Source organism: Streptomyces sp. NPDC051105 (genome assembly GCF_040682795.1).
GTDB lineage: Bacteria > Actinomycetota > Actinomycetes > Streptomycetales > Streptomycetaceae > Streptomyces.
The window spans coordinates 82,842-107,216 of record NZ_JBFBBR010000003.1; the positions used below are offsets into that span (position 1 = coordinate 82,842).

The following is a 24,375-nucleotide window of genomic DNA, read 5'->3' on the forward strand; positions in this document are numbered from 1 at the left end:
GGTCATGGAGGATCTGGTCATCCGGGACGCCGATGTCGTCGACGGCAGCGGCGCGCCCTCCTACCGCGCGGACGTGGTCGTCGACGACGGCAGGATCACCGCCATCGTCAAGGAGGCCGCGGCGGCGGGCTGCCAGCGCCCGCGCGCGGCGCGCGAGCTGGACGCCGAGGGCCTGGTCCTCTCCCCCGGCTTCATCGACATGCACGCCCACAGCGACCTGGCCCTGCTCCGCGACCCGGACCACAGCGCCAAAGCCGCACAGGGGGTCACCCTGGAAGTCCTGGGCCAGGACGGGCTGTCGTACGCCCCCGTCGACGACCGCACCCTCGCGGAGGTCCGCCGGGCCATCGCCGGCTGGAACGGCCACGGCGACGACATCGACTTCGACTGGCGCTCGGTGGGCGAGTACCTGGACCGCCTGGACCGGGGCATCGCCGTCAACGCGGCCTACCTGATCCCCCAGGGCACGGTCCGGGCGCTGGCGGTCGGCTGGCAGGACCGTGAGGCCACCCCGGCCGAGCTGGACCGGATGCGCCGGCTGGTGGCGGAGGGGATGGAACAGGGCGCGGTCGGCATGTCCTCCGGCCTCACCTACACCCCCGGCATGTACGCCGAGGACGCCGAACTGACCGAGCTGTGCCGGGTGGTGGCGTCGTACGGCGGCTACTACTGCCCGCACCACCGCTCGTACGGGGCGGGCGCCCTGGCGGCGTACGAGGAGATGGTGGCCCTGTCCCGGGAGGCGGACTGCTCCCTCCACCTGGCCCACGCCACCATGAACTTCGGCGTGAACAAGGGCCGGGCACCCGAGCTGCTGTCGTTGCTGGACAAGGCCCTCGCGGCCGGCGCCGACATCACGCTCGACACCTACCCCTACACCCCCGGCAGCACGACCCTCGCGGCGATGCTGCCGAGCTGGGCGAACGAGGGCGGCCCGGACGCGGTCCTGGCCCGGCTGGCGGACGACGAGACGTCCGAACGCATCCGCCACCACCTGGAGTCCCTGGGCTCCGACGGCTGCCACGGCGTCCCCATCGAGTGGGACACGATCGAGATCTCCGGCGTGGCCGACCCGGCGCTGGCGGACTTCGTCGGCCGTACGGTGGCGGAGTCGGCGCGGCTGCGCGGCGAGACCCCGTGGCCGACGGCCCGCCATCTGCTGCTGGCGGACCGGCTGGCCCCTTCCATCCTCCAGCACGTCGGCCACGAGGAGAACGTCCGCACGATCATGCGCCACCGCGTCCACACCGGCGGCTCGGACGGCATCCTCCAGGGCACGAAGCCGCACCCCCGGGCGTACGGCACGTTCCCGCACTACCTCGGCCATTACGTACGGGAGTTGGGGATCCTCTCCCTGGAGGAGTGCGTCGCCCACCTCACCGCCCGCCCCGCGGCCCGACTGCGCCTGCCGGACCGCGGACTCGTACGCGAGGGCTACCGGGCCGACGTCGTCCTCTTCGACCCGGCGACGGTGGCGGCGGGCTCGACCTTCGCCGAGCCGCGCAAGCTCCCGACGGGCATCCCGCACGTCCTGGTCAACGGCCGCTTCGTGATCGAGGAGGGCCGAAGGACGGACGAACTGGCGGGACGCGCCGTCCGGCGTTCACCGCAGGGTCTTTAGGGCGCGGGGCCGTGTCCATCTGCGGCTACCGCCGCGTGGGCGCGACCAACCCCCACACACTCGCTCCCGAAGACGGCCCACCCAGCAAAGCGCTACGGCTTGGGCAGGGTGCAACCACTCGCGCTCAGGTTCAGCACGTTCCCCGTCGTGAAGCACGCCGGGATGATGTACGTCTCCTCCGCGTAGTTGATCCCCTGCCGCACCGTGACGTTCCCGCTCGCGTCCACCTCGCACGGGTTGTCGACGGTGCACCGCTCCCCGTCCTCGTTGCCGGTGTTGTTGACGGCGACGACCTGCCCAGTGGTGGTGTCGATCACCGGCGAGCCCGAGGTCCCGCCGATCGTGTTGCACGCGGAGGTGTAGCGGACCGAGTCCTTCCAGGTCCAGTCGCCCTCCTTCAGCCGGTACACGAACCCGTCGATGTTGCAGCTGTAGATGGTCTTCCAGTAGCCGGAGACGACCTTGATGGCGGTGCCGGCGACGGGGTGCGTGCTGCTGACGGTGAGCGGGCTGATGCCGTAGGAGCTCTTGATCGCCGCGTACGTCGTGGTGGTGCGGTAGATCGTGACGTCCGTGTCGGTCATCGTCGAGTAGACGACCTGGTTGGCGCGGAGCGTGGCGACCTTGGTGCCGGTGGAGTTCAGCAGGCCGAAGGTACGGCTGGAGGACTGTCCGGTGATGACCTCGCCGGGCTCGGGGAAGCCGGTCTCCAGGCAGTGGCCGTTGGTGAGGACCAGCGCCGGGTCGGTGTCCGCGGAGTTCGGGAAGCGGATGACCGAGCCGGAGCAGTTGCTGAGCGAGACGGTGCCGGCGAAGTTGACGGTCACCGCGGCGGCCGCCTTCGGCCGCGCGTCGGCCTTGGCCGCGGGCGCGGCGACCGCCGGTACCACGCCCATCCCGGTGATGGCCAGGGAGGCGAGCGCGGCGACGAGAGGCTTGTTCATGTGGGGGGTCCCCTCTATACGACGAGGTGACCGGAGATCTTCCGGTCACCCGCTTTTTGTCATGCACATTTTCAGCACATCGGAGTGCGAGGGCAAGACGCAGTTTCCGGTCGGCCCCGACGGCGCAATCCGGCGCCGGCGAAGGGTGCCGCGCACGGAGGGGGTTCACGGGGGCGATGAACAGGACCGTACGACGGAGCTGTGAGGACTTCCCGACCCGGATGACGACGAACTGCCGCGGCTGGTCGGCCGGTTGTGCCGATCACGCGCCGACCTGGACGTGGCCGGAATACGCTCGGCCCACTCCGCCGGGATTCCTGCGCGGAAGCGGCGCCCCGGCGGGACCGCTCGCGCTTCTCAGTGGGACCGACCGCCGCCTCTGCCATGTCCTCGCCCCGGTCGCCAGGACGAGGTGCTCCCGGTCGGCGAAATGGGGGTGGAGGTCGCCGCGGGCGTCCCGTCCGCACTGCGGGACGCGGCAGGGCTGGTCGAGGCGCTCGTGGGTGTGGGCGCACCGGCGGACGGCGAGTCGCCCACACGCGAGGCGGCCAGGGTGGACGACGTCGCCTCGACCGGAGCGGCCGATGCCGTGACCGGCGCGGCCGAGGCGCTGCTCGGGCTCACCTCGTCCGGCTCCCCGGCCGGTGCCTCGCCGGCCGTGCGCTGTGTACGGCTCCGGCCGTCCTGCGTGCCGTCCGACGACGAGGAGGACGGGGAGAGGGCGAAGCCGGCGATCAGCGCGGCCACGGACGCGGCACCCAGCGCGCCCACGGCGACGGCCACATGCTTCGAACGCCGGCCGGTCGTGTCGCGGGCGGCCCGCCGTCGGTCCGCCCGGCCCAGCCCTGGTGGTACGGGGGCGACGGGGGCGATCCGGGGCAGCTCGCGCGTCTCGTCGTAGGCGTTGAGCCAGCCGTGCGCGGACGCCGGATCCCTGAACTCCTCGTACGCGGGGGCCGGTGCGCCCTGGGGGCGGTAGACGTGGGAGGGCCCGTCTTCTTCCTCGGCAGGTCTCGGCATGGACGCGGATTCTAGGAGGGAAGGGGCCGGTGAGACAGCTACCGGCGATAACAGGCCAAATCTCCGGGGCTTTCCGTGTCTCACGTGGTGGGAAACACGACGCGACGAGCGTTACCGCCCCGTAAGCTCACCGGCATGCAGGTGATCCAGTCGACCAAGCTCGCCAACGTCTGTTACGAGATCCGGGGCCCGGTTCTCGAGGAGGCGATGCGGCTAGAGGCGGCGGGACACCGCATCCTCAAGCTCAACACCGGGAACCCGGCCGCCTTCGGCTTCGACTGCCCGCCGGAGATCCTGGAGGACATCCTCCGCAACGTCTCCTCGGCGCACGGCTACGGCGACGCGAAGGGCCTGCTGGCCGCCCGGCGCGCGGTCGTCATGCACAACCAGACCATCGGCATCGAGACCGACGTCGAGCACGTCTTCATCGGCAACGGCGTCTCCGAGCTGATCGTGATGGCGATGCAGGGCCTGCTGGACGACGGCGACGAGGTCCTCGTACCGGCGCCGGACTACCCGCTGTGGACCGCGGCGGTCTCACTCTCCGGCGGTACGGCGGTGCACTACCGCTGCGACGAGCAGTCGGACTGGATGCCCGACCTCGCCGATGTCGAGCGCAAGGTCACCGACCGCACCAAGGCGATCGTCATCATCAACCCGAACAACCCGACGGGCGCAGTGTACGACGAGGCGATGCTGCGCGGGCTGACCGACATCGCCCGCCGCCACAACCTCCTGGTCTGCTCGGACGAGATCTACGACAAGATCCTCTACGACGACGCCACGCACACCCCGACCGCCGCGATCGCCCCGGACCTGCTCACGCTCACCTTCAACGGCATGTCGAAGGCCTACCGGGTGGCCGGTTACCGGGTCGGCTGGATGGCCATCTCCGGCCCCCGCGCGCACGCCGACTCCTACATCGAGGGCCTGACGATCCTCGCGAACATGCGGTTGTGCGCGAACATGCCCGGTCAGCACGGGGTCGTGGCCGCGCTCAGCGGCCGCCAGTCGATCAACGAGCTGGTACTGCCGGGCGGACGCCTCAAGGAGCAGGTGGACACGGCGTACGAGCTGCTCACCCAGATCCCGGGCGTGACCTGCGTCCGGCCCAAGGGCGCCCTCTATCTCTTCCCGCGCCTCGACCCCCAGGTCTTCAAGATCAAGGACGACCGGCAGATGGTCCTGGACCTGCTGCGGCAGGAGAAGATCATGGTCGTCCAGGGCACCGGCTTCAACTGGCCGGAGCCGGATCACTTCCGGGTGGTGACCCTGCCGTCGGTGGGTGATCTGCGGGACGCGATCACGCGGATCGGCCGGTTCCTGGACGGCTACGGGCAGCCATAGGTAGCGGCCGGGCCACCCTGCGTGAACCGGGTCAACTTTAGACGAGATCTAAGCTAGGATGGCTTCCTGACAGCACAGGAGGCCATCTCCCATGTACGAACCGATCCGCACCAAGTCGGTCCACACCACGATGGCCGGCGCGCCGTCCGACTTCCCCCACCACACGCGTGAGGAGGAGCTGGACATCCAGCTCGCGGGACATCTCGCGGCGCTGCTCGCCGTCACCGACGAGCTGCGCGACCTCACGCCGTCCACCGACCTCGACGCCGCCGCGACCCGGCTGGCCGAGCAGGTGACCCGGCTGCGGGGCGGACGTACGCCGGTCCGCGCGTCGCTGACGGCGGTACGGCAGCCGGCGGCCCTGCACGAGCGCGCCCACGCGCTGGCCGGCCGCGCGCTGGTCGTCGCGGCGTCCCGGGCGGACACCGCGGCGGCGATCCTCGCGGCGGAACGCATGGACGCCCACGCGGCGGCGACGGAACTCACCGCGACAGCCTGACCCGGCCGATCCGCCGCTCCCCCGAACGGCCCCGGTCCGCGCGCCCCTACAACCGCGCGCGGACCGGGTTGCCACCACTCCCACCTCACCCCCACCTCCGCAAGGCTCCCCGCCACCCAGCAGGCCCCCTCTTCCCGCCACAACGGCGACCAGCCACCACGGCACAGCCCGGCGGCGCCCAGCCACCACGGCACAGCCCGGCGGCGCCCAGCCTCACCGCACCCCTGATCGGCTGTCGTCCCCCCGTTGTAATCCGGGACGTCCGATTCACCCCCCGTTCACCCAGGTCGCCCAGGAACGTGGGGTTCCGCGAGCACGCTCCCCGGCGTGAGACGTATCGCGGGAATCATCCTGGCGGTGCTGCTGATCGGTGGCGTGGTGGCTGCCGTCGTCGCAGGCCGGCATGGGGATGACAAGGGCACGGCAACGAAGACCGTGCGTGGTGTGATCGGTTCGGAGAAGTCGGACTTCTTCGCCGATCCCGATGTGGTGAAGGCCCTCGCCGCCAAGGGCTACACCGTGAAGACGGAGGCGTCGGGGTCCTGGGCCATGGACGGCCTGGACCTGAAGGGCTATGACTTCGCGTTCCCGTCCAGCTCGGCGCCCGCCGACCAGCTGGCCGCGAAGTACCACGCCCGCCAGCCCCTCCCCCGGCCCTTCTACTCGCCCCTCGTGGTGGTGGCCCACCGCAGCGCCGCCGAGGTACTGGCGGCGAACGGCCTCGCCGTGCTCGACGGCAAGGGCAAGGGCACCGTGAAGATGGCCGCCTACCTGGACGCCGCCCGGCACGACCGGACCTGGCAGCAGCTCAAGGGGGCCAAGGCGCACGGCGAGCTGACCGGGACGCTGTACATCACCAGCACCGACCCGGAGACCTCCAACTCCGGCGCCCTCTACCTCGCCGCCGCCTCCTACGTCGCCAACGGCGGCCAGGTCGTGGCGAACGACGCCGCCGTCGCGAAGACCGCACCCCTGCTGCGCAAGCTGGTCAGCGTCCAGGGCGCCCAGCAGCCCAGCAGCGACTCGGTCTTCCGGGACTTCATCAGCGGCGCCGGCAACCCGCTGGTGTGCCTCTACGAGTCGCAGGTCGTCTCGCTGCTCGCCGAACAGCACGGCGCCGACGACCTGGTGGTCCTCTACCCGGACACCACGGTCAACAGCGACCACACGATCGTGCCGATGGACGACGCCGGCCGGGAGCTCGGCGACCTCCTCAGCGCCGATCCGACCCTGCGCAAGCTCGCCGTGAAGCACGGCTTCCGGCCCCAGGGCGACTCCGCCGAGTTCGTCACGGCCACCGCCGACCGGGCCGCGTACCTCAACCAGACACTGACCGGCGTCCGGCAGGCGCCCGTGCCCACCTCCGCGGTGCTGCACGAGATGGCCCGCCGGGCGCGCGGCTGACGGGGGGATCCTGTGAGCAACTTCGACAAGATGAGGCCGAGCGGCGTCGAGCACCCGCCCACGCTGAGCGGTGAGGACGTCTTCACGCTGACCCCGCCCGAGGCGGTCGCGCCGGTGCCGCGGGAGAAGGCCGGCGGACTCGTGCCCGTCGACGAGAGTGTCCGTACCGACATGGCGTACAAGGCCTCCGTGTACGTCCGGGACCTCGCCGCCCTGGACGCGCGGTCACCGGAGTTCGCCAGCAAGGTCGGTGAGATCACCGGGCTCGGCGCCGGCGAGATGCGCAGCGCCGCCTCGCAGGCCAACCGCATGCTGGAGCGTGCCGTCCGCAGCCTGCCCGACAAGGGCGGCGACGCCCAGGGCAAGGTCGCCGGCTCGCTGGTCGAGCTCCGCCGGGTCGTCGAGGACCTGGACCCGCGCGACCTGCCCGCGGGCAGGGGCCGCAAGTTCCTCTCCCGGCTGCCCGGCGGCAACAGGCTCCGCGACCACGTCGCCAAGTACGCCTCAGCGCAGGGGACCCTGAACAAGATCGTGGGCTCGCTGCGTGGCGGCCAGGACGAACTGCGGCGCGACAACGCCGCGTTGGGCACCGAGCGGGTCCGGCTCTGGGAGACCATGGGCAAGCTCCAGGAGTACGTCGTCCTCACCCAGGCCCTGGACACCGCCGTCGAGCAGCACATCGGCAGGCACCCGGACCCCCAGGAGGCCGACGCGCTCCGCGCGGACGTGCTCTTCCCGGTCCGGCAGAAGCACCAGGACCTGCTCACCCAGCTCGCGGTGTCCGCGCAGGGCTACCTGGCGATGGACGTCGTACGGCGCAACAACGACGAGCTGATCAAGGGCGTCGAACGCGCCGCCACCACCACGGTGTCGGCCCTGCGCATCTCGGTGATGCTGGCCTCCGCGCTGGACAACCAGAAGAAGGTCGTCGAGCAGGTCAACGCGTTGCGCGGGACGACCGAGGACCTCATCCGGGGCAACGCCGAGATGCTCGCGAGCCAGAGCGGGGAGATCCAGCGCATCGCCGCCGACCCGGCCGTCGGCGCCGAGACGCTGCGCGCCGCCTTCCAGCAGATCTACCGCACCCTCGACGCCATCGACACCTACAAGGTGCAGGCGACCGAGGTGATGGCGAACACCGTGCAGTCCCTCACGGACGAACTCCAGTCGGCCAGTGCCTACCTGGAGCGCAGCCGCTCCAAGGGCGCGCTGGAGGGCGGCCCGGCATGAACAGACGCCCGCTGCTGACCCTGCTCGCCACCGCCGCCCTGCTGACCGGATGCACCTCCGAAAGCCACCGGGACGACGACTCCACCGCCCCGAAGCCCGGCACCCTGCGGGTCCTCGCCTCCTCCGAACTCAGCGACATGACGGCCGTCTTCGACCGCGTCCGCAAGGACACCGGCGTGACGATCCGCCCCACCTACATGGGCACCCTCGACGCCGTCGACCTGGTCGCCCAGGGCAAGGCGGACGGGAGGTACGACGCCCTGTGGCTGTCCTCCGACGACTACCTGCGGCTGCGCCCGGAGGCGGCGAAGAAGGTGGTCTCGGAGACCTCGATCATGTCCAGCCCGGTCGCGATCGGCGTCAAGGCGGCCACCGTCAAGTCGCTTGGCTGGAAGCCGGCCGACGTCACCTGGTCGCAGGTCGAGCAGGCCGTGGAGGCCGGCCGGCTGACCTACGGCATGACCGACCCGGCCCGCTCCAACTCCGGTTTCTCCACCCTGGTCTCGGTGGCCTCCGCGCTCTCCGGCGCCCAGTCGGCGCTCACGGAGGCCGACGTGACCAAGGCGACCCCGCGGCTGAAGAAGTTCTTCAAGGGCCAGACCCTGACCTCGGGCTCCTCCGGCTGGCTGGCCTCCGCCTACCGGCGGCGCGGCGACGTCGACGCCCTGCTCAACTACGAGTCGGTCCTCAAGAGCGTCCAGGGCCTCACCGTGATCCGCCCCAGCGACGGCGTGATCACCGCGGACTACCCGTTCTCCTCGCTCTCCGCCTCCTCCGCCGACACCCGCGAGGACGTCCGCAAGGTGGCCGAGGACCTGCGGACGACGGCGGTGCAGAAGCTCATCACGGACACCACCCACCGCCGCCCGGTGGTCGCCTCGGTGCCGCCGGCCGCCGGCCTCGACACCTCCCGCCGCCGTGAACTCCCCTTCCCGGGCAGCAAGTCGGTAGCCGACGGGCTGATCTCCGCGTACGAGAACGAACTGCGCCGGCCGTCCCGCACGGTCTACGTCCTGGACACCTCGGGCTCGATGGAGGGCGACCGTCTCGCCCGTCTGAAGAAGGCCCTCACCGATCTCACGGGCGACTTCCGCGACCGGGAGGAGGTCACCCTGATGCCGTTCGGCTCGGACGTGAAGGACGTCAGCACGCACGTCGTCGACCCGGGGGACCCGGACACCGGCCTGAACGCGATCCGCAAGGACACCGACGCCCTGCGGGCCGACGGCAACACCGCCATCTACACGTCGCTGGAGAAGGCGTACGACCAGCTGCGCACCGACCGGGACGCGTTCACCTCGATCGTGCTGATGACGGACGGCGAGAACACCACCGGCGCCCAGGCCGGCGAGTTCGACGACTTCTACCGGGGTCTGTCCACCGCCCAGCGGAACATCCCCGTCTTCCCGATCCTGTTCGGGGACTCCTCCCGCACCGAACTGCAGCACATCGCCGCCCTGTCCGGAGGCCGTCTCTTCGACGCCCAGCAGGGCTCCCTGGACGGCGCCTTCGAGGAGATCCGTGGCTACCAGTAAGTTCCTCGGCTATCTGGAGTCCCGCAAGAACCTCACCGGATCGGCGGGCGGCCTGCTCGGCCTGGTCCTCACCTTCACCGGGGTGGCGGGCCCGTACTGGCCGGTGGTGGTGGCGGGCCTGTACGGCGCGGGCGCGCTGATCGCACCGCCGGAGCGGCCGCCGCTGCCGGACTTCCCGACGCCGTCGGCCCAGCTGGAGGGGGTGCGGGCCGACTTCGGGAAACTGGAGACCTATCTGGCGGAGGTCGGCCTGCCGGCTTCGGCGCAGGCACGGCTCGGCGACCTGACCGACCTGCTGACGGCGTTGCTTGACCCGGGCTGGGCGGCCGAGCTGCTGGCCCAGGACCCGGAGGGCGTCCATGTGCTGTCGCGGACGGTGCGGCAGGACATCCCGGAGGCGGTCGACAGCTTCGTCCGCACCCGGTGGTGGACGCGTCTGGCGCCCGGGCAGGAGCCGCCGGAGCGGCACCTGGAACGGCAGCTGACTCTGTTGAAGGAGGAGGCCGAACACCTGGCAGCGGGGCTGAGGGACGCGGAAGCGAGACGCCAGGAAACGCATACTCGCTATTTGGAGGAGAGGGGCAACTGAAGCGCCCTCGAAAGGGGCGCGGGGCTGTATCGATATGCGGCTCCGCCGCGTGGGCGCGACCAGCCACGACGGCGCGGCACCCGACAGCGCACCCCGTACAGGCGAAGGCCCGCCGCCCCCGCCCCCGTCGGGGCGGACGGGAAGTGACGGGGACGGCAGGCCCAGGGCCACGCACTCCGTTGTGCGCGGCCTCGCCCGTTCACACCGCGGCCGGTCGTGACGATCGCTGGTCAGGGCACACTCCCCCACTGCCTCAAGGGCGTGGGAGGTACCCCAGTACCGGCCGCGGAGTCTTCACTCGGGGCTCAGCCCAGTCGCTGCACCAGCGCCCGGTACTCGTCCCACAGCTCCTTCGGCGTGTGGTCGCCGAAGGTGTTGAGGTGGTCGGGGACCAGCGCGGCCTCCTCGCGCCAGATCTCCTTGTCGACGGTCAGCAGGAAGTCGAGGTCGCCGTCGGTCAGGTCGAGCCCCTTGGTGTCGAGGGCCTCGCGCGTCGGCAGCACACCGATCGGCGTCTCCACGCCCGCCGCCTTGCCGTCCAGCCGCTCCACGATCCACTTCAGGACCCGGGAGTTCTCGCCGAAGCCGGGCCAGACGAACTTGCCCGCGTCGTTCTTGCGGAACCAGTTGACGTAGTAGATCTTCGGCAGCTTCGACTGGTCCTTGTCCTTGGCCACGTCGATCCAGTGGGCCATGTAGTCGCCCATGTTGTAGCCGCAGAACGGCAGCATCGCGAACGGGTCGCGGCGCAGCTCGCCGACCTTGCCCTCGGCCGCGGCGGTCTTCTCGGAGGCCACGTTGGCGCCCAGGAACACGCCGTGGTTCCAGTCGAAGGACTCGGTCACCAGCGGGACCGCGGTGGCGCGGCGGCCGCCGAAGAGGATCGCCGAGATCGGCACGCCCTTCGGGTCCTCCCACTCCGGCGCGATGATCGGGCACTGCGCGGCGGGCACGGTGAAGCGGGCGTTGGGGTGGGCGGCCGGGGTCTCGGAGTCCGGCGTCCAGTCGTTGCCCTTCCAGTCCGTCAGGTGGGCCGGAAGCTCCTCCGTCATGCCCTCCCACCAGATGTCGTTGTCGTCGGTGAGCGCCACGTTGGTGAAGACCGCGTTGCCCCACAGCGTCTTCATCGCGTTGGCGTTGGTGTGCTCGCCGGTGCCGGGCGCGACGCCGAAGAAGCCGGCCTCGGGGTTGATCGCGTAGAGGCGGCCGTCCTCGCCGAACCGCATCCAGGCGATGTCGTCGCCGATGGTCTCGACGGTCCAGCCGGAGACGGTGGGCTCCAGCATGGCGAGGTTGGTCTTGCCGCAGGCGCTCGGGAAGGCGGCGGCAACGTACTTGGACTCGCCCTGCGGAGGCGTGAGCTTGAGGATCAGCATGTGCTCGGCGAGCCAGCCCTCGTCCCGCGCCATCACGGAGGCGATGCGCAGGGCGTAGCACTTCTTGCCGAGCAGGGCGTTGCCGCCGTAGCCGGAGCCGTAGGACCAGATCTCGCGGGACTCGGGGAAGTGCGAGATGTACTTGGTCTTATTGCAGGGCCAGGGGACGTCCGCCTGGCCGGGCTCCAGCGGGGCGCCGAGGGTGTGCACGGCCTTCACGAAGAAGCCGTCGTCACCGAGTTCGTCGAGGACGGCCTGGCCCATGCGCGTCATCGTGCGCATGGAGGCCGCGACGTACGCGGAGTCCGTGATCTCCACGCCGAGCGCGGAGAGCGGCGAGCCGAGGGGGCCCATGCAGAACGGGACGACGTACATCGTCCGGCCCTTCATCGCACCGCGGAAGAGACCCTGTTCGCCGGCGGAACCGTTTTTCTCCCCGGTGAAGACGGCCCGCATCTCGGCGGGGTCCTTCCAGTGGTTGGTCGGACCGGCGTCCTGCTCCCGCTCGGAGCAGATGAAGGTGCGGTCCTCGACCCGGGCGACATCGGTCGGGTCGGAGGCCGCGTAGTAGGAGTGGGGGCGCTTGATCGGGTCGAGCTTCTTGAAGGTGCCCTTCGCCACGAGCTCTTCGCACAGTCGCTCGTACTCGGCCTCGGATCCGTCACACCAGACCACGCTGTCCGGCTGCGTCAGTTCGGCGATCTCGTTGACCCACGAGATCAGTTCCTGGTGCTTGGTGGGGATGACGGGGGGAGCCGCGATGTCGCGCGCCACGATTGCTCCTAAATGAGGGATTTTTTTGATCTTGTTGGTCCGCTGAGGACCTTGTCGCCCCGTGGGGGCTGCGACCCGGATGCTTCACAGTGCACGACTGTCTGGCGCTCATCCGGTGCCGACCGCACTCATTTGATCCTCCGACTCGATCACCCATCTGTCCAGAGGGAGTCACAGATGAGCGACGTGAGGAAGGCCACGGTCCCGGTGCCCACCTGCGTTTCTTTGCGTCCACATTGAGTTCGCCTCAAGGTCTTTTTGCCCGCCTCCGGGAGGCGCTCGGGCAGCCGGCGGGTAGCCGACGGATGACCCGTGAGATGATGGGCACCCCCGGCCCGCCATCGGCCGAGACTGATCCGTGACTTACGGTTCCGTAGGTACGATGCCGTCCATGACTGCGCCCGTCCCCGACGCGCCCACGGATTCGCCGGCCGCCGGCCACGGCTCCAGCGCGCTCTCCTCCCTGTCGCACCAGGTCAAGCCCAAGTTGCGTGGCTGGCTGCATCTGGGCATGTTTCCGGCCGCCCTCATCTCAGGCCTCGTCCTCACCGCCCTCGCCGACTCCCCGCGCGGCCGAGTCGCCTGCGGGATCTACGCCCTGACGGCGTGTCTGCTGTTCGGCGTGAGCGCGCTCTACCACCGGGGCGACTGGAGCCCGCGCATGGACGGCATCCTGCGCCGACTCGACCACGCCAACATCTTCCTGATCATCGCGGGCACCTACACGCCGCTGACCCTGCTGCTCCTGCCCGCCTCGAAGGGGCAGTGGCTACTGTGGGGCATCTGGGCCGCGGCGGCCGCGGGCATCGCCTTCCGGGTCTTCTGGGTCGGCGCCCCTCGCTGGCTGTACACGCCCTGCTACATAGCGATGGGCTGGGCGGCGGTCTTCTACCTGCCCGACTTCATGCGCACCGGCGGTGTCGCCGTACTGGTCCTGGTGATCGTCGGCGGCCTCCTCTACAGCGCGGGCGGCGTGATCTACGGCATCAAGCGCCCGAACCCGTCACCGCGCTACTTCGGCTTCCACGAGGTCTTCCACTCCTTGACGCTGGCCGCGTTCGTCGTCCACTACGTGGGGATCTCCCTGGTGGCGTACCAGCACGCGTAGTCCCTCCACCCCTCTGCGAGTGGCCACGGCTCCCGAGCCGTGGCCACTTTTCTCATGCCCTGACAGCAGCTCCCCATTGACAGGCACTAGGTTTTGAGAGCTACTCTCATTTCATGCCTACTATCACTCCGCTGGAAGAGACACATCGGAACCCCCGCCGCTGGTGGGCCCTGGGCGCCCTGGTCGCGAGCATGCTGGTGCTCGGCTTCGACACGACGATCCTCAATGTGGCGCTCCCGACCATGGCCGGGGAACTCGGCGCCACCACCAGCCAGCAGCAGTGGATGGCGGACGCGTACGTCGTCGTCTTCGCCTCGCTGATGCTCCCCGCCGGGCTCCTCGGCGACCGCTTCGGCCGCCGCCGGATGCTCGTCACCGGCCTGGTGATCTTCCTGGCCGGGTCCCTGGTCGGCTCCCTCGCCGACGACGTGCACTGGGTGATCGTCGCCCGCACGGTGATGGGCGTCGGCGCGGCACTGGTGATGCCGCTCGCCATGTCCGTGCTGCCCTCGCTGTTCGGGCCGAAGGAGCGCACGCGGGCCGTCGGCATCGTCTCGGCCGCCTCGGCGCTCGGCCTGCCGCTGGGCCCGATCATCGGCGGTTTTCTGCTCAACCACTTCTGGTGGGGCTCGGTCTTCCTGATCAACGTCCCGATGGCCGCCATCGGGATCGCCGCCTGCGTCTTCCTGCTCCCCGAGACCAGCGACCCCGCCTCCCCCAGGGTCGACGTCCTGTCCACCGCGCTCACCGTGACCGGCCTCGGCGCCCTGATCTACGCGATCATCGAGGCCCCCGACCGCGGCTGGGGCGACCCGCTGGTCGTGGCCCTGCTGGCGGCCTCCGTCGTCCTCATCACGGGCCTGGTGCTGCGCGAACGCCGGGTCGAGCGCCCCATGCTCGACATGAGCCTCCTCGCCCACCGCGGCTTCCTGCTCAACACCCTCGCCGCGACGCTCGTGATGTTCGTGCTGTCCGGCCTGCTGTTCGTGCTGCCGCCCTACCTCCAGGCGGTCCTCGGCAACGACGCCTTCGGCACCGGTCTCAGGCTGCTGCCCATGATGGGCGGCCTGCTGGTGGCCGCCCGGGGCGCCGAGGCGATGGTCGCCCGCTTCGGATCACGCGCCGTGGTCGCCACCGGCCTGGTCGTCCTCGCCTTCGCCGCGATCCTCGGCAGCCGTACGGCCGTGGACTCCGGCTACGGCTACACCGCGCTGTGGCTGTCCGTCGCGGGCCTCGGCTTCGGCTTCTCGGTGGTTCCCGCCATGGACGGCGCCCTCGCCGCCCTGCCCACCGACCGGGCCGGCAGCGGCTCCGGGCTGCTGATGACCACCCGCCAGGTCGGCGGCGCCATCGGTATCGCCCTGCTCGGCAGCCTGCTCGCGAGCACCTTCCGCGACCGCCTGGACGTGACCGGCCTGCCCGCCCCGCTCGGCCACACCGCCGGCGAGTCGGTGGTCGCCGCCCACCTGGTCGCGGAGAAGACCGGCTCGGCGCCGCTGGCCGCCTCCGCGAACGCCGCGTACGTCCACGGCATGGGCCTGGTCCTGCTGGTCTGCGGTGTCGCCGCGTTGGTCACCGCGCTGCTGGCCGCCGCGTTCCTGCCCAGCACACCGACCGCCCATCCCGCCGAAGAGGAAGAGAACGAGGCATCGGCCGTGGCCCCCGCCACCACCGATGCCGGACAATGAGCAGCATGACGGCACCGCACACCTCCTTCTCCCCGGCCGACAACCCCCGGCTCGGCCTGCGTGAACGGAAGAAGATCAAGACCCGCGAGGCGATCCGCGAGGCGATGTACGCGCTGGTCGAGGAGCAGGGGTACGAGGCCACGACGATCGAGCAGATCGCCGAGCGGGCCGAGGTGTCGCCGTCCACCGTCTTCCGGTACTTCCCGACCAAGGAGGACATCGTCCTCACGGACGAGTACGACCCGCTGATCCTGGAGGAGCTCCGCGCCCGGCCCGCCGGCGAGCCGTGGCCGGAGTCCCTCCGCCACGTGATGCACCGGGCGGTGGCCCTGGGCGTGAAAGACCCCCACTCGGTCTCCCGGCTGCGCACCCGCCTGATGGTCGAGGTGCCGGCGGTGCGCTCCCGGATGATGGAGAGCATGTCGGAGACCGGCCGGCTGCTCTGCCAGGCCATCGGCGAGCGCACCGGGCGCGACCCGCACAGCCTCGAGGTGCGGGTCTACGCGATGTCCATCGTCGGCGGGCTGATGGAGACCTCGATGTACTGGGCGGAGCAGGACCACGAGCCCGACCTCACGGCCCTCGTGGACCGCGCCCTGAAGGTCATCGAACACGGACTGCCGCCGGAAAAACCCTGAGGTCCCGGACGCCTCCCGTGCCATCCTGACCAGGTGAACACTGCCGAGATCCGTGTCGAAGTCGCCCCCGGGCTGGCCCTGTTCGTCCCGCACGCCCGCCGCACCGGCGCACACCCGCTCACCGTCGACGGGGTCTCCACGCTCGGCCATGTGATCGAGTCCCTGGGCGTCCCGCTCACGGAGGTCGGCGCGCTGGTGGTGGACGGCCGGGAGGTCCCGGCCGCCCACATCCCGGCCGCCGGCGAGTCGGTGGCCGTGCGCGCGGTCCGGCGCCCGCAGGAGGTCCCGGGCGCTCCGCTCCGCTTCCTCCTCGACGTCCACCTCGGCACCCTCGCCCGCCGACTGCGCCTGCTCGGCGTGGACACCGCGTACGAGTCGACGGACATCGGCGACCCGGCCCTCTCCGCCCGCTCGGCGGCCGAGAAGCGCGTGCTGCTCAGCCGCGACCGGGGCCTGCTGCGCCGCCGCGAACTGTGGGCCGGCGCCTACGTCTACAGCACCAGCCCCGACGAGCAACTCCACGACACCCTCGAGCGCTTCGCCCCCGAGCTGCGCCCCTGGACCCGCTGCACGGCCTGCAACGGCCTGCTGAGGAAGGCGACCAAGGAGGAGGTGGCGGACCAGCTCAAGGGCGGGACGCAGAAGTCGTACGACGTCTTCGCCCAGTGCGCGGAGTGCGGCCGTGCCTACTGGAAGGGCGCGCACCACCAGCAGCTGGAGGCCATCGTGGAGCGCGCCCTCGCCGAGTTCGCCTGAGGCGGCCCGGTCCCGGGGTTGTGAACAGGTGGTGATCGACGGTAGATGAGCGCGTTCTGGCACGAATGAGTGAGTCTTCGGGCGGTGGCGGGCGCACGCACCGGGTGGAGAACGAAGTTTCCTGTCTCGAATGCGTGACCTTGGTCGGTGCTGGTCGTTGCTTGGGTGACGGAATTCGGCGGCACCGGGGGGTGCGGGCGGTGGGTGGACTGCGGGAGGTGGCGGCGCCGTTCGTGGTGCCCGGCCCTGCGGGGGTCGCGATCCGTACCCGCCTCAAGGGTCTGGCCGACAAGGACGAGAAGGTGCTGTGCCTGGTCGGTGACCATCTGGGTTCGCTCGCCTCCCGTGATCTGAAGGCACGGTGTGCGGCCGGGCTGGACCACGACAGCGGGCAGTGGGCGCAGCGCAAGCGTGTCCTGACCGGGGAGTCGTCCTCCCGCTGGGCCGGTTCGGTCACGAAGGCCACCCACGACCAGTGGGCGCTGGCCCGGCGTGGTCAGCTCGCGCACGTCCAGAGCCTTCAGGCGGGGGTACGCACGATCGCCCATCGGCTGTCCCTGCCCCTGGGCGAGAAGGGCGGCAAGCATGCCCCGGGCGGCTACCGCTCCCGCGCGGAGTGGCACGCCAAGTCCCGCCGTCTGCACGTCCTCGAAGACAGGCTCCAAGCGGCGCGAGCCGACTGGCAGGCAGGCGTCGTGCACGTGGTGCGCGGCGGCAAGCGGCTGCTCACCACCCGCCACCACCTTGACGCGGCCGGGCTTGGCGAGGAGCAGTGGCGGCACCGGTGGCAGGCAGAACGAAGGTTCCTACAGGCCGACGGCGAGTCCGGCAAGCGTCACGGCAACGAGACCATCCGCGTCACTCCCGACGGCGAGGTCTCGCTCAGACTCCCTGCCCCGTTGGCGCACCTGGCCAACGCGCCGCACGGCCGGTACGTTCTGGCCGCGAAGGTGTCCTTCGCGTACCGGGGCGAGCAGTGGGCCGACCGTGTCACCGCAAACCGTGCCGTCGCCTACCGCATCCACGAAGACACAGGCCGGGGCCGCTGGTACCTGACCGCCTCCTGGACCATCCCACCGATCCAGACCGTGCCGCTGGAGACGGCCCGAGCGAACGGCCTGGTCGGCGTCGACACCAACGCCGACCACCTCGCCGCTTGGCGCCTGGACCGGCACGGCAACCCCGTTGGCGAACCGCTCCGGTTCGGCTACGACCTGACCGGCACCGCTCCGCATCGGGACGCGCAGGTCAGGCATGCCCTGATCCGTTTGTTGCACTGGGCCCGGGGTCACGGCCTCGCGATCGCGGTCGAGGACCTTGACTTCGCCGCGGAGAAGACCCGCGAGAAGCACGGCGGCCGTAGACACTTCCGCAAGTTGATCTCCGGCATGCCCGTGGCCCGGATGCGCGCCCGGCTCGTTGCCATGGCGGCCGAACTCGGCATCCCCGTCATCGCCGTCGACCCCGCCTACACCAGCAGGTGGGGCGCCCAGCACTGGCAGAAACCCCTCACCAGCAACAACAGGAAGACCACTCGCCACGACGCAGCCGCCGTGGCGATCGGAAGGCGCGCCCTGGGCCACCCGATCCGGCGTCGGACGGCACCGCCCCGCACCCACCAGAGCGATGGATGCGGGCATCGGACCGTCCAGGCCAGTTCGGTAGCCCCGGGGCGTGAGGGACACCGCCCCCGCACCCCCGGACCACGGACACGATCCATGCCGCCCGGACGCGGAGCGAACGCGGTCGACCAGAACGCCCAACACCGTACGGGGCGTTCGACTGAGCATGAATCCTGGCAACAGGACTCACTCCCGCTCAGTCTCTAGGAACGGTCAGTTGCGGCCCAGCGCCCGGTACTCCCAGCCGGCCGCCCGCCACTGCGCGGGGTCCAGGGCGTGCCGGCCGTCCACGACCCGGCGCCGTTTCACCACGGCACCCATGACCTCCGGGTCGATCTCCCGGAACTGCGCCCACTCGGTCAGCAGCACCACCACATCGGCGTCCGCGGCGGCCTGCAGCACATCGGTGCCGTACGCCAACTCGGGGTGGACACGGCGGGCGTTGTCCATCGCCACCGGGTCGTAGACGGTCACCTGGGCACCGGCCCGGTGCAGCGTGGCGGCGACGTCCAGCGCCGGGGCGTCCCGGATGTCGTCGGAGTTGGGCTTGAAGGCCGCCCCCAGCGCGACCACCTTCGCCCCGGCGAGTTCCCCGCCGACCAGCTCACGGACCAGGTCCACGGTGCGGGCCCGGCGCCGCTGGTTGATCCCGTCCACCTCGCGCAGGAACGCCACCGCCTGGGCGACGTCCAGCTCCTCGGCGCGGTGGATGAACGCCCGGATGTCCTTGGGCAGGCAGCCACCGCCGAAGCCCAGACCCGGCTTGAGGAACCGGCCGCCGATCCGGTCGTCGTAGGCCAGCGCCTCCGCCAGCCGGTGCACGTCGGCGCCGGTGGCCTCGCAGACCTCCGCCATGGCGTTGATGTACGAGATCTTCGTGGCCAGGAAGGAGTTGGCGGCGACCTTGACCAGTTCGGCGGTCGGCAGGTCGGCGACCACCACCGGGGTGCCCTGGGCGATGACCGGGGCGAACGCGGCGCGCAGCTGCTCCTCCGCCCACGCGGACTCGGTGCCGAACACCAGCCGGTCGGGGTGCAGGGTGTCCTCCACGGCGAAGCCCTCCCGCAGGAACTCCGGGTTCCAGGCGAGTTCGACCTCGTCCCCGGCCGGCGCGGTGCTGCGGACCAGCTCCGCCAGCCGGGCCGCGGTGCCCACCGGCACCGTGGACTTGCCGACCACCAGGGCCCGCCGGTTCAGATGCCGGGCCAGCTCGGTGACCGCGCCCTCCACATAGCGCAGGTCCGCCGCGTAGGAGCCGGGCTGCTGCGGGGTGCCCACGCAGACGAAGTGGATGTCGCCGAACTCCGCGGCCTCCGCGAGGCTGGTGGTGAAGTGCAGCCGGCCGGATTCCTGTGCCTTGACCAGGAGTTCGGGCAGTCCTGGCTCGAAGAACGGCACCTCCCCGGCTCTCAGCAGCTCGATCTTGCCGGGGTCCACGTCGACGCCGAGCACCTCGTAGCCGAGTGCCGCCATGCACACGGCGTGCGTGGCGCCCAGATAGCCGGTCCCGATGACCGTGAGACGGGGAGCGTCGGTGCCGTCGAGAAGAGTGTCCATGATGCCTCCGAGAGGGGTTCCCGAGCTGAAAGTGCGCATGCCGAAGACGCACGTGGGTGAAGAAGAGGGACCTGGGGCGGCGTGCGGGGCCCGGCTGCGAACCGGGCCCCTCGCCGTCAGGAGGAGCAGGCGGTGTTGGCGAGGCCCTTCGCCGCGTCGCTGACCTTGTTGTCGCAGGCGACCTTGTTGTTCTCGACGGGCGCGAGATGGAACCCGTAGCCGGGGCCGTCCACTTGCGCGGTGTTGGCCTGGAACAGGTTTCCGGTGCCCCAGCCGTCGAGGATCCGGTGGGTCTGGAAGCCGTCCTCACGGGAGTGGCGGCCGACGTTGCCCTTGATCAGCCAGTCGTTTCCCTTGACGTCGACCCAGGAGTCGTTGTGACCCCCGGTGAGCTGGGCGCCGTCGAAGGTGTTGCCGATGAGGGAGCCGCCGGTGGTGCCCTCCTTGATGTCGACGGACTCGGCGGTGGTGGCGCTGACGTGGTTGCCGCGGATGACGTTGTCGTCGCTCTTGTCGGGCTTGCAGTCGGTGACCGTGCACCAGTTGGACTCGGCCGAGCCGACGTAGATGCCCTCCCCGAACTGCTCCTTGCGCTTGCCGGTGTCGCGGACGGTGTTGCCCTCGACCACGTTGCCGGAGCTGAAGTCGCGCAGATGGATGCCCTCGTCGCCGATGTTCTCGACGGTCAGGCCCTGGATGACGGTGCCCTGGACCTTGTCGGCCATGACCCCCTTCTGGCCGTCGCGGACCGTGAAGCCGATCAGCCGCCAGTGGCTGGCGCCGTCGAGGTGGAAGGCGTAGCCCCCGTCGACGTCACCGGCGTCGATCACCGCGCCGGGGCCGCCACACAGGAAGATCGGCTTGGCCGCCGTGCCGGGGTGGGCGGCGGTGAACTTGTCGTCGTACACCCCGTCCTGCATCTGGATGACATCACCGGGCCGGGCCTGGTCCAGGGCGTCGTCGAGGGACTTGGCGTCGCTGACGGTGACGGTGGCGGCCGGGCACTTCACCGGGCCGGACGCGGCGGCCGCGGCGGAGCCGGACGCGGTGGGCGCGGCCGTCCCCCCGTCGGTCGCCGTACCGCTCGGTTCCGGATCGGCGGCCGTGGCACCGGGGCCGTCGGTGGCGTCGTTGTCGTCCGTGGGTGTGGCCACCGCAATGGTGGGACCCGCGTCGGGGCCCGCCCCGTACACCACGGGCGGGCCGTCTCCGGTGGAGGCCGCCACGATCAGCGCCACCACCGAGATCAGCAGGGCGGCCGAGGCCACCCACAGCGGCAGGCCGCCGGAGAGCCAGGTCCGGCGCAGCCACTCCGCCGGCGTGGGCCGCGTGCCCGGGGTGCCGCCCGCTGGGCCGGCACCTGTCCCGTCCGGGGTGTCGTCCGGTGTGCCGTCGCTCATTCGCTCATCACCGGCGTCCTGCGGCGGCCTGCCACCTCGATCTCGTCCGGGGACGGGGCGGGCAGCGGTGCCTTGTCGGAGTAGGGATGGATGATCCGGGCGATCCGCCCGTGCCCGCGCCGCCGACGCCGGCCCATGACGGCCGAGAACAGGATCAGCAGCAGGATGCCGGTCCACAGCAGGGTCATCGGGCTCGCGTAGTGCTTGACCTTGACCCAGAAGGAACTGGTGTCGTACCAGGCGAAGGTCTGGTTCTCCTTGATGGAGGCTCCGCCGTGGGAGCGGCTGGCGTCCAGTGCGCTGGGGCCGACCCCGCCGATCACGTTGAAGGAGACCGTCGTACCGTCCACGCCGCCGACCAGGCTGACACCGTGGTTGGTCGCGTCCTGGACGGTGTTGCCGCGTATCTCGGCGGCCGAGTCGCGGACGTACACGCCGGTCTCCGGGCCGTCGATGATGTTGCCGGTGACCGTGGCGTCGGTGACGCCGTCCCGTACCGAGATGCCCTGCCGGTTCTGGCCGGTCAGGCGGTTGCCGGTGATGGACACCTTGTCCGCCTCCAGGCGGGCCACGATCCCCATGTCACCGCCCTCGATGCGGTTGTTCTGCACCCCGACGTCGAACCCGCCGAGCACCTCGACACCGTAGCGGCCGTTGTCCTTGGCCACGCTGTTGGCGACCGAGTTGGAGCCGTAGCTGTCGACGGCCTGGCCGGAGGCGGAGGGGCCGTCGGCGAGCGGCTTGCCGCTGAGGGTGTAGCCGTTGCCGCCGTTGCCCTGGGCGGTGGAGCCGCTGATCCGCACCTGCTGGGTGGCCCGGGAGAGGATGAAGCCGTCGCCGCCGTTGTCCTTGGCGACCGTGCGCTGCACGAGCGAGCTGGAGACGAAGCGGTGCAGCACCACACCGTCCTCCAGGCTGTTCTCCACGGTCGTGTCGCTGATCTCGATCCCCGTGGCACTGGAGATGAAGATCCCGAAGGCGTTGCCGGTGATGGTCGAGTGGGTGATCGACCCGGAGACGTAGGAGAGGCCGCCGGTGGAGAAGCGGGCGTCGGGAGTGGTCAGTTCGCCGGACGGCATGGCGGTGACATCACCGCTGCTGGAGTTCCCGTCGTCCTGCGCGTTCCCCTGCTCCTCGGCCCGCTCGCGCGCGGTCTTGCCGTGGATCTGGCCGGTGTCCTCCAGCGAGCCGGTGTTCGGCCGGTCGGTTCCGGTCAGGCTGAGCCCGCCGGTACGGCCGCTCCAGAAGCCCAGGTTCGAGAGTTTGGTGTGCGTCATCTCGAACTGGCCGCCGATGGTGCGGACATAGGCGCGGCCGTCCCGGACGTCGGTGTCGGCCTCGTTGGCCTGCGGGTCCCAGCTGGTGATCGTCAACGGCGCCTGGGCGGTGCCCTGGAGCGCCAGTTCGCCGCCGAAGGAGACGATGGAGACGAAGCCGGTGCGGTTGCTGGCCATCCGCAGGGTGAGGCCGCCCGGGTTGGACAGCTTCAGCTTGGCGCCGACGTTGAGGTAGATGTTCTCGGTCAGCAGATACGAGCCGTCCTTGCGCCGCACAAAGGTCTGCGGGGCGAGTTTCAGCAGGTCGGCGATGGTGTAGGCGTTGCTGCGCTGGGTGAGCACCAGGGTGTATCCGTTGTCGGTGTCCAGCCGGTACGGCACGGTCCACTTGGTGCTCTGCAGGGGCGCCACCGAGGTGAAGGCCCGTACCTGGTTGAGCCGGTGGTCCTCGTCGGCGACCAGCGCGGCCTGGGTCTCCGCGTCCTCGGCGGCGAGTTTCCTCTTGTCGCCGTCCCCGTCGGCGTGCGCCGCGGTGGACGTGCCCAGCAGCAGCGTCGCCGCCACCGCGAAGGCGCCCAGCAGCGCCGCCGTTCTGGCACCGGCCCGGCGCAGCCGGATGCCGGGGCCCGGTCTGACAGTGATGAGTCGCGCTGACATGACGTCAGATCACCTCCGGCTGGAGAGCGGAGTGGTTCTGACCGCCGCCGGAGAGGGTGGACGCGCTCTGCCCCTCGCCTCCGATGCTGGTGGAGCCGCGGGTGAGCCAGCCCTGCTTGTTCATGGTGACGAAGGCGTACAGCTTGATCGGCAGCGAGATCATGATGACCACGAGAGCCGTCAGCGGCAGCAGCAGGATCTCCTGCGGATGCCTGCGCAGATGCGAGTAGCCACGGACCGCACGGCCCAGCATCAGCCAGATCAGGGTGAGGACGATGCCGCGCCCGCTGAAGTCGAGCCGGCTCAGCAGCAGGTAGCCGAGGGCCATGCCCATGGTCACCGGGGTGAGCAGGATCTGCAGCACGGTGATCTTGGTGACCAGCGGGGCCCGCCACAGCCAGCCCTTGTACAGCGCGGTCAGGTAGCACCGGTAGGAGTTGCGGCTCCACCGGACGCGCTGCTTGACGAAGGCCCGGAAGGACGACGGGAACATGGAGATGGCCCGTGCGGAGGACTGGTGCACCGTCTTGTAGCCGGAGGCGAGCACCAGCCAGGTCAGCCTGCCGTCGTCACCGGCCACGCAGCGGCGGCCGAGGAAGAACTCGTTCTCCAGGTTCTCCAGGACCGGCAGGACCGCGGCGCGTCGGTAGGCGGCCGTACGGCCCGACAGACAGGCCACCGCACCGGCCCGGCCCATGGCCGGGACGTAGTCGTAGTAGCGGAGGTTGACCAGCCAGTCGGCTATTCGGCGCCAGACACTGGTGGTGCGCTGGTAGACGTTCTGCTGGGTGCCCACCCCGCCGACCGTGGGGTCCGCGAAGGGCATCTGTACGGCGTCCAGCAGCCCCGGCTCCCAGCGGGTGTCGGAGTCCACCAGGACGAGGATCTCCCCGGTTGCCGCGCGTATGCCGACGCCCAAGGCGGAACGTTTCCCCCTGTGTTCGAACGCGAGCACCCGCACCCGGGGGTCCTCCACCAGCGACAGCCGGTGCAGTACCTCGTGGTCCTCCACGTCGGGGACGATGATGATCTCAGCCGGATCCTGGGCGAGCCAGGTCTCCAGGCATTCCAGCAGGATGTCGGGGTCTTCCCGGTACGCCGGGACCACCACGGAGACACTGGTGCGGAAGTTGTTGACGACTGGCCTCGCGAACCGGGAGAGCACCGCTCGGTACAGCCAGAGCGCCCAGACGAAGAGTCCGGCAAGCCCCAGCGGCATCAGCTCTCGCCACGAAGTTTCCCCCACAGCCTCGACGATCCACGACCAGACCTGGTCGAAGAACTCGGACAATGTTGCGTTCTCCCCCCACATAACACGGCTGCCTCGGTCCGA

General features: G+C 70.5%; 19 protein-coding genes. 12 read left to right on the top strand and 7 right to left on the bottom strand.

Translation table 11 applies throughout. From position 1 onward, the window contains the following. Positions 1-4: 4 nt before the first annotated feature. On the top strand, positions 5-1,621 hold the full coding sequence (locus AB0N16_RS07845; RefSeq protein WP_365794225.1) for a D-aminoacylase: 1,617 nt from the start codon (positions 5-7) through the stop codon (positions 1,619-1,621). Positions 1,622-1,713: 92 nt separating this feature from the next. Here the strand turns inward: AB0N16_RS07845 and AB0N16_RS07850 are convergent, their stop codons facing one another. Then, the gene (locus AB0N16_RS07850; protein ID WP_351708503.1) at positions 1,714-2,565 is read right to left on the bottom strand and encodes a serine protease; all 852 of its coding nucleotides are present in this window, start codon (positions 2,563-2,565) and stop codon (positions 1,714-1,716) included. Between the two features lie 357 nt (positions 2,566-2,922). After that, positions 2,923-3,585 carry a hypothetical protein gene (locus AB0N16_RS07855; RefSeq protein ID WP_365794228.1) on the bottom strand — a complete coding sequence of 221 codons (663 nt, stop codon included), beginning with the start codon at positions 3,583-3,585 and terminating at the stop codon, positions 2,923-2,925. Between the two features lie 135 nt (positions 3,586-3,720). On the opposite strand from AB0N16_RS07855, the gene AB0N16_RS07860 reads away from it, so the two are divergent. From AB0N16_RS07860 to AB0N16_RS07885, 6 genes are all read left to right on the top strand, one after another. Continuing rightward, positions 3,721-4,932, top strand: coding sequence for a pyridoxal phosphate-dependent aminotransferase (locus tag AB0N16_RS07860; RefSeq protein ID WP_365794230.1), 1,212 nt, complete (start codon positions 3,721-3,723; stop codon positions 4,930-4,932). 91 nt (positions 4,933-5,023) lie between these two features. Continuing rightward, positions 5,024-5,431, top strand: a complete 408-nt coding sequence (locus tag AB0N16_RS07865) for a hypothetical protein (protein WP_365794232.1) — start codon at positions 5,024-5,026, stop codon at positions 5,429-5,431. Positions 5,432-5,758: 327 nt separating this feature from the next. Then, positions 5,759-6,835: a substrate-binding domain-containing protein gene (locus AB0N16_RS07870; RefSeq protein WP_365794234.1), complete on the top strand. Its 1,077-nt coding sequence runs from the start codon at positions 5,759-5,761 to the stop codon at positions 6,833-6,835. A 30-nt stretch (positions 6,836-6,865) separates the two neighbouring features. After that, positions 6,866-8,065 (top strand): toxic anion resistance protein, encoded by a 1,200-nt coding sequence (locus AB0N16_RS07875; RefSeq protein ID WP_365795193.1) that lies wholly within the window; start codon positions 6,866-6,868, stop codon positions 8,063-8,065. Continuing rightward, a complete protein-coding gene (locus AB0N16_RS07880; RefSeq protein ID WP_365794236.1) occupies positions 8,062-9,600 on the top strand; it encodes a VWA domain-containing protein in 1,539 nt (512 codons plus the stop codon). The genes AB0N16_RS07875 and AB0N16_RS07880 overlap by 4 nt, the downstream gene beginning before the upstream one ends. Beyond that, complete coding sequence (locus AB0N16_RS07885; protein ID WP_365794238.1) at positions 9,587-10,189, top strand: hypothetical protein; 603 nt, start codon at positions 9,587-9,589, stop codon at positions 10,187-10,189. Before AB0N16_RS07880 ends, AB0N16_RS07885 begins: the two co-directional genes overlap by 14 nt. A 305-nt stretch (positions 10,190-10,494) precedes the next feature. Here the strand turns inward: AB0N16_RS07885 and AB0N16_RS07890 are convergent, their stop codons facing one another. Beyond that, on the bottom strand, positions 10,495-12,339 hold the full coding sequence (locus AB0N16_RS07890) for a phosphoenolpyruvate carboxykinase (GTP) (RefSeq protein ID WP_365794240.1): 1,845 nt from the start codon (positions 12,337-12,339) through the stop codon (positions 10,495-10,497). Positions 12,340-12,730: 391 nt separating this feature from the next. Here AB0N16_RS07890 and AB0N16_RS07895 point away from each other — a divergent pair, with 391 nt between their 5' ends. From AB0N16_RS07895 to AB0N16_RS07915, 5 genes are all read left to right on the top strand, one after another. Next, the gene (locus AB0N16_RS07895) at positions 12,731-13,447 is read left to right on the top strand and encodes a hemolysin III family protein (protein WP_365794242.1); all 717 of its coding nucleotides are present in this window, start codon (positions 12,731-12,733) and stop codon (positions 13,445-13,447) included. Positions 13,448-13,560: 113 nt separating this feature from the next. After that, positions 13,561-15,135 carry a DHA2 family efflux MFS transporter permease subunit gene (locus AB0N16_RS07900; protein ID WP_365794244.1) on the top strand — a complete coding sequence of 525 codons (1,575 nt, stop codon included), beginning with the start codon at positions 13,561-13,563 and terminating at the stop codon, positions 15,133-15,135. Beyond that, a complete protein-coding gene (locus AB0N16_RS07905; RefSeq protein ID WP_365794246.1) occupies positions 15,132-15,773 on the top strand; it encodes a TetR family transcriptional regulator in 642 nt (213 codons plus the stop codon). The genes AB0N16_RS07900 and AB0N16_RS07905 overlap by 4 nt, the downstream gene beginning before the upstream one ends. Before the next feature lie 33 nt (positions 15,774-15,806). Beyond that, positions 15,807-16,529 carry a Mut7-C RNAse domain-containing protein gene (locus AB0N16_RS07910; protein ID WP_365794248.1) on the top strand — a complete coding sequence of 241 codons (723 nt, stop codon included), beginning with the start codon at positions 15,807-15,809 and terminating at the stop codon, positions 16,527-16,529. A 200-nt stretch (positions 16,530-16,729) separates the two neighbouring features. Further along, entirely contained in the window at positions 16,730-18,358 is a 1,629-nt protein-coding gene (locus AB0N16_RS07915; RefSeq protein WP_365794250.1) for an IS200/IS605 family accessory protein TnpB-related protein, read from the top strand. A gap of 6 nt (positions 18,359-18,364) precedes the next feature. Here AB0N16_RS07915 and AB0N16_RS07920 read toward each other — a convergent pair whose 3' ends face one another. The 4 genes from AB0N16_RS07920 to AB0N16_RS07935 all read right to left on the bottom strand — a co-directional run bounded on the left by AB0N16_RS07920 (position 18,365) and on the right by AB0N16_RS07935 (position 24,333). Then, entirely contained in the window at positions 18,365-19,708 is a 1,344-nt protein-coding gene (locus AB0N16_RS07920; protein WP_365794252.1) for a UDP-glucose/GDP-mannose dehydrogenase family protein, read from the bottom strand. 116 nt (positions 19,709-19,824) lie between these two features. Beyond that, positions 19,825-21,108, bottom strand: coding sequence for a right-handed parallel beta-helix repeat-containing protein (locus AB0N16_RS07925; protein WP_365794254.1), 1,284 nt, complete (start codon positions 21,106-21,108; stop codon positions 19,825-19,827). Further along, positions 21,105-23,042, bottom strand: coding sequence for a right-handed parallel beta-helix repeat-containing protein (locus AB0N16_RS07930; RefSeq protein ID WP_365794256.1), 1,938 nt, complete (start codon positions 23,040-23,042; stop codon positions 21,105-21,107). Before AB0N16_RS07930 ends, AB0N16_RS07925 begins: the two co-directional genes overlap by 4 nt. A 4-nt stretch (positions 23,043-23,046) precedes the next feature. Beyond that, a complete protein-coding gene (locus AB0N16_RS07935) occupies positions 23,047-24,333 on the bottom strand; it encodes a glycosyltransferase family 2 protein (RefSeq protein ID WP_365794258.1) in 1,287 nt (428 codons plus the stop codon). Positions 24,334-24,375 lie beyond the last annotated feature (42 nt).

Excerpts from the sequence above, each read along its gene's own strand:
- AB0N16_RS07845 (WP_365794225.1), top strand. The coding sequence starts at position 5 with ATGGAGGATCTGGTCATCCGGGACGCCGATGTCGTCGACGGCAGCGGC.
- AB0N16_RS07850 (WP_351708503.1), bottom strand. The coding sequence starts at position 2,565 with ATGAACAAGCCTCTCGTCGCCGCGCTCGCCTCCCTGGCCATCACCGGG.
- AB0N16_RS07855 (WP_365794228.1), bottom strand. The coding sequence starts at position 3,585 with ATGCCGAGACCTGCCGAGGAAGAAGACGGGCCCTCCCACGTCTACCGC.
- AB0N16_RS07860 (WP_365794230.1), top strand. The coding sequence starts at position 3,721 with ATGCAGGTGATCCAGTCGACCAAGCTCGCCAACGTCTGTTACGAGATC.
- AB0N16_RS07865 (WP_365794232.1), top strand. The coding sequence starts at position 5,024 with ATGTACGAACCGATCCGCACCAAGTCGGTCCACACCACGATGGCCGGC.
- AB0N16_RS07875 (WP_365795193.1), top strand. The coding sequence starts at position 6,866 with ATGAGGCCGAGCGGCGTCGAGCACCCGCCCACGCTGAGCGGTGAGGAC.
- AB0N16_RS07880 (WP_365794236.1), top strand. The coding sequence starts at position 8,062 with ATGAACAGACGCCCGCTGCTGACCCTGCTCGCCACCGCCGCCCTGCTG.
- AB0N16_RS07895 (WP_365794242.1), top strand. The coding sequence starts at position 12,731 with ATGACTGCGCCCGTCCCCGACGCGCCCACGGATTCGCCGGCCGCCGGC.
- AB0N16_RS07900 (WP_365794244.1), top strand. The coding sequence starts at position 13,561 with ATGCCTACTATCACTCCGCTGGAAGAGACACATCGGAACCCCCGCCGC.
- AB0N16_RS07905 (WP_365794246.1), top strand. The coding sequence starts at position 15,132 with ATGAGCAGCATGACGGCACCGCACACCTCCTTCTCCCCGGCCGACAAC.
- AB0N16_RS07920 (WP_365794252.1), bottom strand. The coding sequence starts at position 19,708 with ATGGACACTCTTCTCGACGGCACCGACGCTCCCCGTCTCACGGTCATC.
- AB0N16_RS07925 (WP_365794254.1), bottom strand. The coding sequence starts at position 21,108 with ATGAGCGACGGCACACCGGACGACACCCCGGACGGGACAGGTGCCGGC.
- AB0N16_RS07930 (WP_365794256.1), bottom strand. The coding sequence starts at position 23,042 with ATGTCAGCGCGACTCATCACTGTCAGACCGGGCCCCGGCATCCGGCTG.